The sequence below is a fragment of the Actinomadura sp. 1N219 genome (assembly GCF_044326405.1).
GTDB lineage: Bacteria > Actinomycetota > Actinomycetes > Streptosporangiales > Streptosporangiaceae > Spirillospora.
Genome location: NZ_JBIRAY010000007.1, coordinates 393,643 through 404,817, shown reverse-complemented (window position 1 = coordinate 404,817; position 11,175 = coordinate 393,643). Strand labels below are relative to the sequence as shown.

The following is an 11,175-nucleotide window of genomic DNA, read 5'->3' as shown; positions in this document are numbered from 1 at the left end:
TTGGATGCGAAGTCCAATTGAAGTACGGTCGGATGGCCGTCACTCGGACGGCATGGGGGATGACGAAGGGTCACGGACATGGCCGTCACACCGTCCATCACAGTCCGCCGTGTTCTGCGCGCGGTGCTGGCGTTCTGTATCGGCATCGCCATGGTGGCGACGGCACTCCAAGACGCTGCCGCCGCCCGCCCACAGAACGCCCCATCTCCCTCTGACGATCCGTTCTACAAGCCGCCCACACCGCTCCCGGACGGGAGGCCCGGCGACGTCATCAGGTCGCGGCCGTCCGTCTTCACCCTTGACCCGATCGGCAAGACGCCCTATCCCGGCGTCAAGTCGTGGCAGGTCCTCTACAGGTCGGAGACGGTGCAGGGCGAGCCCGTCGCCGTCTCGGGCGCCGTCCTCGTCCCGGAGAAGGCGTGGACGGGCGGCGGTGAGCGTCCCCTCGTCTCCTACGCGGTCGGGACGCGGGGCCTCGGCGACGCGTGCGCCCCGTCCTACACCCTCACCCAGGGCCTGGACTACGAGGAGCTGTTCATCGCCGACGCGCTCGGACGCGGCTGGGCCGTCGCGGTCACCGACATGGAGGGCCTGGGCACGCCGGGGCAGCACACCTACGAGGTCGGCGGCTCGCAGGGCAGGGCCGTCCTGAACATGGCGCGGGCGGCGCAGCGGCTGCCGGACGCGGGACTCGGCGACGGCGGCCCGGTCGCGCTCTGGGGCTACTCGCAGGGCGCGACGTCCGCGGGCTGGGCGGCGCAGCTCGCGCAGTCCTACGCGCCGGAACTCCGACTCAAGGGCGTCTTCGCGGCGGCGTCCCGGCGGACCTGCGCGCCGTCGCCGCGAGCCTGGACGGTTCGCCGTTCGTCGCGCTGATGCTCATGGCGGCGGTCGGCTACGACGCCGCCTACCCCGAACTCGACCTGGACAAATACCTCAACGCCCGGGGCCGCGAGCTGCTGGCGAAGGCCCAGAACGTCTGCCTGGTCAGCTTCGACGGCGCTTCCACGCTGATCACGACCGCGTTCAGGAAGATCAGCGACTACACGACCAGCAACCCGCTGGACACCCCGCAGTGGCAGCGGCGCCTGGACGAGAACAAGCTCGGCGCGACGGCCCCGAACGTCCCGGTGTTCCAGACGCAGGCCGTCTTCGACGAGATCATCCCGTTCAAGCAGGCCGACACCCTGCACAGAGCGTGGTGCGCGAAGGGCGCGAACGTGACGTGGCGGTCGTACACGGTCGCCGAGCACGTCACCGGCATGGTCTGGAGCGAACCGGCCGCGATGAGGTTCCTCGCCGACCGGTTCGCGGGCAAGCCCACCGACGGCAATTGCTGATTCCAGTCTCCGGAACCGACATAGGGCCATCCGGCTCCGCAGCGGGCAGGATGGCCCTATGGACTTAGTGGAGTTCCTCCGCGACCGCCTGGCCAGGGACGAGCAGATCGCCCAGGCGTGCGCGGGCGCCCCCTGGAAGGCCGCGCCGTCCGGGACGGTCAACACCGACACCGCCGAGGACGGGGGCGAGCCCGCCTTCGTGGCGAGGGCGGAGAACGAGGCGTACGCCGAGCACATCGCCCGCCACGACCCGTCCCGGACGCTGCGCCAGGTGGCCGCCGCACGCCAGATCATCGACGGCCACGAGAAGGAGGCGTGGATCCTCGCCCAGGGCCACCGGACCCCGGAGGCCGAGGCCGCCCACGCCGCCCGCGAGTCCGTCCTGCGCCTGCTCGCCCTCGCGTACGCCGCCCATCCCGCGTACCAGGAAGAATGGCGTCCCTGACGCGGCGCCCGGCGCCCCGGCCGGATGATCAATATGGGACGCGCCTGACACAACGGACCGAGGGCCTGTAACCTCGTTGGGGGAGCCGAGAGGCGCTGCAACGGGCACTGCCCGCCACGCTCGGCCCCGTCTTCCGGATCGACAAGGGCGCCTCCCACGAGAACTGGGAGGTGCTTGGAAATGACCGAGAACAAACTTCGCGAGCTTCTGGACCAGCGGATCGCCGTCCTCGACGGCGCGTGGGGCACGATGCTCCAGGGCGCGGGCCTCGGGCCGGGCGACTACCGCGGCGACCTCATCGGCGGCGACCATCCGAAGGACGTCACCGGCGACCCCGACCTGCTGAACCTGACCCGCCCGGACGTGATCCTGGACGTCCACCGGCAGTACCTCGACGCCGGCGCCGACATCACCACGACGAACACGTTCACCGCGACGAGCATCGCCCAGGCCGACTACGGCCTGGAGGGCCTCGTCCGCGACATGAACGTCCAGGGCGCCCGGCTGGCCCGCCAGGCCGCCGACGAGGCGGGCGGACGCCTCGTCGCCGGTTCCGTCGGGCCGCTGAACGTCACCCTCTCCCTCTCGCCCCGCGTCGACGACCCCGCCTACCGCAGGGTCACGTTCGACCAGGTCAAGGACACGTACGCGGAGCAGATCGGCGGGCTCGCCGAGGGCGGCGTCGACGTCCTCCTGGTCGAGACGATCTTCGACACGCTGAACGCGAAGGCCGCGATCGCCGCCGCCCGCGAGGTCGCCCCGCACCTGCCGCTGTGGATCTCGGTGACGATCGTCGACCTGAGCGGGCGGACGCTGTCCGGCCAGACCGTCGAGGCGTTCTGGCGCTCCGTCGAGCACGCCGAGCCCACCGTCGTCGGGCTGAACTGCTCGCTGGGCGCCGACGAGATGCGCCCGAACCTGGAGGAGCTGGCCAGGGTCGCCGGCACCTACGTCGCGTCCTATCCGAACGCGGGCCTGCCGAACGCGTTCGGCGGCTACGACGAGACCCCGGACGAGACGGGCCGCAAGCTCGCGGAATTCGCGGCGTCCGGCCTGGTCAACGCGGTCGGCGGCTGCTGCGGGACGGGCCCGGACCACATCGCCCGCATCGCCGAGGCCGTCCGGGAGAAGGCCCCCCGCGAACTGGCGAGGCCCGCCGCCGCGCCCCGCTTCAGCGGCCTCGAACCGTTCGAGATCGGCGCGGACACCGGCTTCGTCATGATCGGCGAGCGCACCAACGTGACCGGCTCCAAGCGGTTCCGCAAGCTGATCGAGGCGGGCGACCACCAGGCCGCGGTGGACGTGGCGCTCGAACAGGTCCGCGGCGGCGCGAACTTCCTCGACGTCAACATGGACGCCGACCTGCTCGAAAGCGAGCGGGAGATGACGACGTTCCTGAACCTGATCGCGACCGAGCCCGAGGTGGCCCGCATCCCGATCATGGTGGACAGCTCGCGGTGGAGCGTGCTGCAGGCGGGGCTGAAGACCGTCCAGGGCAAGGGCGTCGTCAACTCGATCAGCCTGAAGGAGGGCGAGGGCCCGTTCCTGGAGCAGGCCCGCCGCATCCGCGACTTCGGCGCCGGCGTCGTCGTCATGGCCTTCGACGAGAAGGGCCAGGCCGACACGACCGAGCGCAAGGTCGAGATCTGCGGGCGCGCCTACGACCTGCTCACCCAGAAGGCCGGTTTCCCCGCCGAGGACATCATCTTCGACCCGAACGTCCTCGCCGTCGCGACCGGCATCTCCGAGCACAACGGCTACGCGAAGGCGTTCATCGACGCGCTGCCCCTCATCAAGGAGCGCTGCCCCGGCGTCCGCACCAGCGGCGGCATCTCCAACCTGTCGTTCTCCTTCCGCGGCAACGACGTCGTCCGCGAGGCGATGCACTCGGCGTTCCTGCTCCACGCCGTCCGCGCCGGCCTCGACATGGGCATCGTCAACGCCGGGCAGCTCGCCGTCTACGAGGACATCCCCGCCGACCTGCTCGAACTCGTCGAGGACGTGCTGTTCGACCGCCGCCCCGACGCGACCGACCGGCTCGTGTCGTTCGCCGAGAACGTCAAGGGCAAGGGCACCAAGCGCGAGATCGACCTGTCCTGGCGGGACGCGCCCGTCGCCGACCGCCTCGCCCACGCCCTCGTCCACGGCATCATCGACTTCATCGAGGACGACACCGAGGAGGCCCGCGCCCAGGCCGCCCGCCCCCTCGACGTCATCGAGGGCCCGCTGATGGACGGCATGAAGATCGTCGGCGACCTGTTCGGCTCCGGCAAGATGTTCCTCCCGCAGGTGGTCAAGAGCGCCCGCGTCATGAAGCGCTCGGTCGCCTACCTGGAGCCGTTCATGGAGGCGGAGAAGGAGGAGGCCCGGCTCGCCGGGCGGGTCACGTCCGACCGCGGCCAGGGCAAGATCGTCCTCGCGACCGTCAAGGGCGACGTGCACGACATCGGCAAGAACATCGTCGGCGTCGTCCTCGGCTGCAACAACTACGACGTCGTCGACCTCGGCGTCATGGTCCCCGCCGCCAAGATCCTCGACACCGCCGTCGCGGAGGGCGCCGACGCCGTCGGCCTGTCCGGCCTGATCACCCCGTCGCTGGACGAGATGGTCTCGGTCGCGTCCGAGATGGAGCGCCGCGGCCTGCGGCTGCCGCTGCTGATCGGCGGCGCGACGACGTCCCGGCAGCACACCGCGGTGAAGATCGCGCCCGCCTATGAGGCGACGACGGTCCACGTCCTGGACGCGTCCCGCGTCGTCGGCGTCGTCTCCGACCTCCTCGACGAGGGCCGCGCCGAGACGCTCGCCACCGCCAACCGCGCCGAGCAGGCCAGGCTCCGCGAGCTGCACGAGAACAAGCAGCGCACCCCGCTCCTCACCATCGGGAAGGCGCGCGCGAACCCCGAGAAGGTCGACTTCGCCGACCTGCCGACCCCCGACTTCACGGGCGTCCGGGTCGTCCGGCCCGACCTGACGGCGCTCCGCGAGATGATCGACTGGCAGTTCTTCTTCCTCGCGTGGGAGCTGAAGGGCAAGTACCCGGCGATCCTCGACCAGCCCGTCGCCCGCGAGCTGTTCGACGAGGGCAACGAGCTGCTCGACCAGATCGTCGCCGACAAGTCGTTCGAGGCCCACGGCGCCTACGGGTTCTGGCCCGCGCACTCCGACGGCGACGACATCGTCCTGCCGCAGGCCCGCTTCCCGATGCTCCGCCAGCAGACCGCAAAACCAGCCGGCCGCCCGAACCGCTGCCTCGCCGACTACATCGCCCCGTCCGGCGACCACCTCGGCGGCTTCGCCGTGACGATCCTCGGCGCCGAGGACCTCGCCGCCAAGTACGAGGAAGAGAACGACGACTACAAGGCCATCATGGTGAAGGCCCTGGCCGACCGCCTCGCCGAGGCGTTCGCCGAGTACGTCCACCTGGAGGCGCGCCGCGCCTGGTTCGAGCCGGACGCCGACCCCGTCCTGGAAGACCTGCACGCCGAGCGCTTCCGCGGCATCCGTCCCGCGCTCGGCTACCCGGCGAGCCCCGACCACAGCCTGAAGGAGACCCTGTTCGACCTGCTGGACGCCAACCGCCTCGGCATGAAGCTCACCGAGTCGTTCGCGATGACCCCCGCCGCCAGCGTCAGCGGCCTGATCTTCGCGCACCCGTCGTCCCGCTACTTCACCGTCGGACGCGTCGGCAAGGACCAGATCGAGGACTACGCCACCCGCTGCGGCCTCCCCCTAGCCGAAACCGAACGCTGGCTGGCCCCCAACCTCGCCTACGACCCATCCTGACATGTCCTAAACATCCATCGACTCACCTCATAGCAGCTGGACCTCATTGTCTGGGTGGCCGGGTTACCGGCCGCCCAGACTGCGTTCCGGGGGGCCGAACCTTGATCGCGTTTGCCGCGTCGGTATGGGGCAAGGTCATCAATGAGGGGACAGCGATGCTGAACGTCCACGGGTGGAACGCGATCGACGGAGCGCTGCGGGCGCGGTACGGCGATGCTGAGCGTTTGGAGTGGGACGCGCCGATGCCCTACCGGCCGATGGGCAGCCCCATACCGATGGGCCAGTTCGTCACCAACACGATCGCGATCTACCCCCGCGACGAGCCGGTCCCGCACTGGCACCTCATCGGTTATGCGCTGACCGCCCCGTACGAGGAGCGCGGTTACGAGTTCACGCTCCGCGTCCCGCGCCTCCCGGACGAGCCGAACCCGCCGAACTGGGCGATGGCGCAGCTGGAGAACCTCGCGTCGTACGTGTCCAAGAGCGGCAACGACTTCAAGCCGGGCCACTACATCGAGTTCCCGAACCCCATCGACCCCGACCGTCCCGGTTCGGCGATCCGCGCGGGAGCGCTCGTGCTGGACCCGGAACTCGGCCGCGCGGAGACGGCCCAAGGCGAGGTCGCGTTCCTCCAGTTCGTCGGCATCACCACCGGCGAGCTCCACGCGGCCCAGTCTTGGAACGTCGAGGGCCTCATCGACGCCCTCGCGCCGCATCTGCCCGTCCTGCTCACCGACCTGGACCGTTCCTCCCTGGCCGACGTCCCGGGCGTCGCGGCGACGGTCCGCGAAGGCTCGCGGCGGGACGGCTCCGGCACCGGCTTCCTCTTCTTCCACCAGCTGGACGCGGACACGTCAGACGGCGTCACCCTGGAGATCGGCGCGCAGCACATCCCGCAGCTCACCCGTGTCCTGCCGGCGCGCGTCCCGCACGGCAACCCGCTGATCCTCCGCGGCCCCGGCACGCCCGTCGTCCTGCTCCCGGGCCCGTCGTTCGCCCACACCGAGACCGACCAGGCCCTGGAGATCACCCTCCCGGACACCATCTGCACCACCGTCGCCGAAACGGTCAGCCCTCGCCCCGGCACCTACACCGTCGACGCCCTCACCATCGAAGTCGTCCCGTAGGGCGCGGTCATTCAATGGTTCCGATCATTGGCAGGATGCCCGGGACCGCCACCTCGCCTTCGATCGCCATCGGCTGCGTCCGGGGGCGGGGCGCGACCGACCGCGAGGTCGATCCGCCTCCCGGATCGGCGGTCTCGCCCTTGGCGCCCTCGTACCGGGAGAGCTCCCGGACGAGTTTCGGGAGCCGCTCCTCATGCCAGGACTCCAGTTCGACGATCCAGGCCATGTCGTGCTCTTCTTCCAGCTCCAGAGCGGGTTCCTGCCGGTTGGACGGACGCTCTGGCATGGGGGGCAGGTTCACAGCACGTCCTTCCTGACAAGCTGGATTATGTCATTGACGGTGTTGTCCAGGTTTGTTCTTTTGTGCCGCCATGCCTCGTCGCCGTTCACGCTGGCCTGAACGAATTCCCGAAGCCTGTCTCTCAGCACTTGGACGTTCGTCACCGTCTGTGGACATCCGATGAGATCCATCCGTCCCATCGCCGCGTTGATCTCTGCGAAGTCGAACAGCCGACCGGGGTTCACCTCCGGCCGGTCGTCGCCGGGGTCGGGCCGTGAATGGGCGACGCGCAGCTTCGACACGGCCAGTTTCAGATCGACCGCGGCGCGCACCCGCTCCTCGCGCAGCCATCGGCGATGCTCGCTGCTGGAGTTCAGCCGGGCGACGAAGATGACGGTCACGAGCGACAGGAGTGCGCCGATTCCCGAGATGACCGGTGTGATCCACATTCTCGGTCACTCCTGCTCGTCATCGTCATCGTCGTCGCTGTTTTCGTCCTCTGCTTTCGGGTCCTTCGCCTTGCGCCGTTTGTCCAGCCATTCATCGAGAGACGGAGTGTTCTTGGCCGGCGGAATGGTCTCATCTCGGGAGTCGCCGTTCTCGTCGTCGGATTCGGCGCCCTCCTCGGCGCCGGTCACGCGGCTTATCGACGGAATGGAGACGGCCGCCTTGGCCTTCCGCAGCGCCTCCTGCGCCTGCGCCGCGGCGACGGTGCCCGCGACGACTCCGGGACGTTCGTTGGAGTCGCCCAGTTTGACCGTGAACGGCTCAAGCCGTTCACCGTCGACCGTGAGCACCACGGCGGCCCCGTGTTTCTGGATCCGGGTGAGGCCCTCGGCGGGGATTCCGACATCGCTTGAGAGCTGTTCGGCGTCCCGCTTGCCGACTCCCTGGACGATGAGGTTTCCGACATTGCCGAGAAGCGTGTGAGAGATGTCGTCGCTGTACGACCCCTCATGCTTGGAGAAGTTGTGCAGCTGGCTGATGGTCTGGTTGGCGACGGTGATGCCCAGGTTGAACTTGCGGGCCTCCGGGATGAGCGTCGCGAACGACGTGCCGATGAAGTTCTGGAACTCATCGACGATCAGGCTGGCGGGCGTCTCGCTGGCGAGGAACGCCCCGTCCATGGTGTAGCGCAGTACCCGGTCGACGATGAGCGAGCCGATGAAGCGGCTGGGGCCCGTACCGAGCGCGGTCCGTGGAATCTTCACCAGGACGGCCGCGCCTTCGCGCAGTGCGGCTTCCAGGTTCGCGCTCGGCTTCCCGCTGGTCGCCTTGACCAGTGCCTCGGACACGCGGAAGTCACCGAACTTGGAGATGAACCATTGTTCGACTTCCGCCTGCTCGGTATCGCGCATGCGCGAGTGCAGGCTCCACCGTCCCAGGAGGTCGTCGCGCTTCAGCTGCCGCAGCCGCCGCAGTGTCGCCGCCCGGTGCCTCTTGTCTTCGATCAGCCGGACGACGTCCCCGAGATAGGCCCATCGCCCGGCCTCCTCGTCCGCGATGGCGACGAGCGTCTGGAGGCAGAGCCGGAGCAGGTCCGTGAAGCGCGGCCCCGCCCATTCGAAGTACATGCTGTTGACGACCAGTTCGATGAGCTGCTCGATGTTGGCGTTGACGCCCGCCTCGTCGGCGGCATCGAGATAGATCGGGTTGAGGCTCGGCACGTCCTCGCCGGCGAAGTCGAGGGCCAGGAACGATCTCCGGGAGGTGGCGTGACGCACCGCGTAGTCGAACAGGTCGCCGTGCGGGTCGATGATGACGGCCGGTCCTGGACGGCTCAGGTCATGCCTGGCCAGATTCTTCAAAGTATTGGTCTTACCCACGCCGGTGCGGCCGATGACATAGGTGTGCAGCAGCCTGTCGGCATCCGGAATCCGGATCTCGATCTCGTCGTCGACGTAAGGTCTGGCCGCCTTGGCGGTTCCGATGACGGCGCCTTCGCCCACGACGGAGAATCCGGTGACGGGAATGGACAGCGGCCGGCGTGATCCGAGTCCGCGGCCCTCGATGTATCCGTGCGGGGGGTGCAGGATGCGGTGCGCGACCTCCACGGGGACGACGGGCGCGTCCAGCGTTTCCGGGCCTGCCGTGCGGTCTATCGTCTCGAACTGCTCACCGCTGAATACGGCGGCGCCGACCAGGTTGGCGAGGGCTTCGTTGGGCTCCGGTGTCGTGAGACGGATGTGGATTCCAAGGCCGACGGCCGAGACCGGCTGCGACGCGAACCATACGGTCGGCTCGGCCTGATCGTCATTCAGGACGGCGGTCGCGATCGACATCTGCTGGACCGCCGCCGCCGCTGCTGCCGTCGCCGGTTGCTTTTCCAGGCTGCCGTCCTGCCGGAGCCCGCTGATCTCCAGGGCGCATCCGCCGCCGGTCGCCCGGAGCACGTCCACAAGGAATCCGAGGTCTTCCCGGACTCTGGGGAACACCCCTTCTCCCGGCACGATGTCGACGGTGTGTCCGGTGACCACGGGATCGCGTGAGGTGTAGGTCGACCAGCCACGGAGGTAGACCGAACGCGCTATGCGCTCCACGGAGGTGAAATAGTCCACGCTCTTGTCGTCGGAGGGGCCGTAGAAATCGATGTAGAAGCGAGGCGACACATTGCCGGTCGCGGGATCCTGCCGAGTCTCCAGCCGGAAGGTGATACGCGACCCTTCCGGTGCTGACCTGGCGAACATCAGGAGGAGATCTTGCTGGTCGGAGAGAGTCGCCAGTGCGGAGTTGGACTGGAAGGTCCCGAGGCCGAGCGAGAAATGCCGCCTCAGTTCCAGGCCCTGGCCCTCTCCTTCCGGCCCTGCGGATTCGGCCGCGTTGTCGGTCCGGGCCGTCGCATAGGCGCCTGCGGCGCCTAGCAGCAGGTTGTAGTTGTTCTTGCTGTGAGAACTGCTCTGGGAGTTCTTGCCGATCTCGGTATCGATCTTCCGGGACACCTGCCGCAGCGTCCGCTGCCAATGACCGTGCAGGGACACCGTCTGCTGGGAGACGAAATGGGTGGAGAGCTGCTCCGCCTCTTCCGGTGTCACGAGGTCGTCGGTGTCCGACTCCTGGTAGTACCGGAGGGCGTCGGCGATGAGCGCGAATCGTGGATTGCTGTCGAGGTGCGCGAGCCAGCGCGGAAATTTGTTGAGCGTTTCCGGATTCGCGGTCGTGCTCCGCGCAAGGCCTTGGAACGTCCGGACGATGTCGGCCACCGCCGGCCCGTCATCCCGTGCGATCATCGCACTCCGTATGGTGACGCAGTTCTTTTTGCCGCGCAGTTGGCCGACCTTGTGCGGCGGGCCGTGCCACTCCACCGCGGTGATTCCCTCGGCCTCCGCGGGCAGCGGCCGGAGCACCCGGCGCTCGACGAAGCGGTCATTGTTGAGTCCGGCCGCGAAGATCGTGGAGCCGCCGTGGCGCGCGTGGTTGGCGAAGATGCGGGGGAAGTCGCGAGGCGCCTCCGGCTGGAAGGCCGCGGTGTTGCCCGTAAGGGCGGGTATCGCCAGGATATCGGGAGCGGGGTCGATGTCACCGAGGTTGTGACCGGCCGCCAGGTAGTCCTTGCATATCGCCACACCCAGATTGAGTTCCCGGCCGCCGCAGGTCACCGGCACGCAGCGGATTCCGCTCCCGGCCGTGATGACCTCGTCCTCGGCTGGATGCTGTTTCGCGACGACGTGGCAGTCTCCACCGCTGAAGACGACCGCTATGTTGGAGTTCGGCGCGACACTGTCCCCGGTGTACTTTGCCAGCAGCTCGACTTCATTGCGCCGGATCATGCCCAGGCCGGCGACGATTGTGATCTTCGGAGCGAACCCGGCGAAGATGTTCAACGTCGCCTCGTTGACGAGGAACGCGTACTCGGGGAAGACGCAGAGGTCGACGGCATTCTTCTCGACAAAGGAAAGGATCTGCTCCAGCCGTCCCTTTTGGTACTCCATCAGCTCGTCTTCGACCTTGCCGCGGAGCTGTTTGAAGGAAGGCATCTTGAGGCCGAGATGCGACAGGGTCGTTTCCCGGCTCGGTACCTCCCCGCCCCAGGCGAGCGGTTCCGGCGGGCCCCATGTCCCGAGCCCGGTAATGGTCGAGCCGGGGATGAAGTCGATTTGAACGGACGCCAGGTGGAGCACGATGCCTTCTCTAGATCAATGTGGCCACCAGACCACCCGGTCCCGGATGCGGGCCGAGTAGAGCGGCCTCCCTATCGAGTTT

6 protein-coding genes, 1 pseudogene and 1 riboswitch are annotated in these 11,175 nt (G+C 68.4%); of the genes and pseudogenes, 4 read left to right on the top strand and 3 right to left on the bottom strand.

What is annotated here, in order from left to right; all coding sequences use genetic code 11:
* The first annotated feature begins 78 nt into the window (after nt 1-78).
* The 4 genes and pseudogenes from ACH35V_RS23535 to ACH35V_RS23520 all read left to right on the top strand — a co-directional run bounded on the left by ACH35V_RS23535 (nt 79) and on the right by ACH35V_RS23520 (nt 6,695).
* Nucleotides 79-1,340 (top strand): annotated as a pseudogene (locus ACH35V_RS23535) (lipase family protein).
* Nucleotides 1,341-1,398: 58 nt separating this feature from the next.
* Nucleotides 1,399-1,785 carry a DUF6221 family protein gene (locus tag ACH35V_RS23530; RefSeq protein ID WP_395975121.1) on the top strand — a complete coding sequence of 129 codons (387 nt, stop codon included), beginning with the start codon at nt 1,399-1,401 and terminating at the stop codon, nt 1,783-1,785.
* A gap of 81 nt (nt 1,786-1,866) precedes the next feature.
* Nucleotides 1,867-1,945, top strand: a riboswitch (S-adenosyl-L-homocysteine riboswitch).
* Nucleotides 1,946-1,965: 20 nt separating this feature from the next.
* Entirely contained in the window at nt 1,966-5,568 is a 3,603-nt protein-coding gene (metH, locus tag ACH35V_RS23525; protein ID WP_395975120.1) for a methionine synthase, read from the top strand.
* 155 nt (nt 5,569-5,723) lie between these two features.
* Complete coding sequence (locus tag ACH35V_RS23520; protein ID WP_395975119.1) at nt 5,724-6,695, top strand: suppressor of fused domain protein; 972 nt, start codon at nt 5,724-5,726, stop codon at nt 6,693-6,695.
* A gap of 7 nt (nt 6,696-6,702) precedes the next feature.
* Here ACH35V_RS23520 and ACH35V_RS23515 read toward each other — a convergent pair whose 3' ends face one another.
* From ACH35V_RS23515 to ACH35V_RS23505, 3 genes are read right to left on the bottom strand one after another with little or no spacing between them, the layout of a single operon-like run.
* Nucleotides 6,703-6,981 carry a hypothetical protein gene (locus ACH35V_RS23515; protein WP_395975118.1) on the bottom strand — a complete coding sequence of 93 codons (279 nt, stop codon included), beginning with the start codon at nt 6,979-6,981 and terminating at the stop codon, nt 6,703-6,705.
* An 11-nt stretch (nt 6,982-6,992) separates the two neighbouring features.
* Nucleotides 6,993-7,424: a hypothetical protein gene (locus ACH35V_RS23510; RefSeq protein WP_395975117.1), complete on the bottom strand. Its 432-nt coding sequence runs from the start codon at nt 7,422-7,424 to the stop codon at nt 6,993-6,995.
* A 6-nt stretch (nt 7,425-7,430) separates the two neighbouring features.
* Nucleotides 7,431-11,093 carry a helicase HerA domain-containing protein gene (locus ACH35V_RS23505; RefSeq protein WP_395975116.1) on the bottom strand — a complete coding sequence of 1,221 codons (3,663 nt, stop codon included), beginning with the start codon at nt 11,091-11,093 and terminating at the stop codon, nt 7,431-7,433.
* Nucleotides 11,094-11,175: the final 82 nt, after the last annotated feature.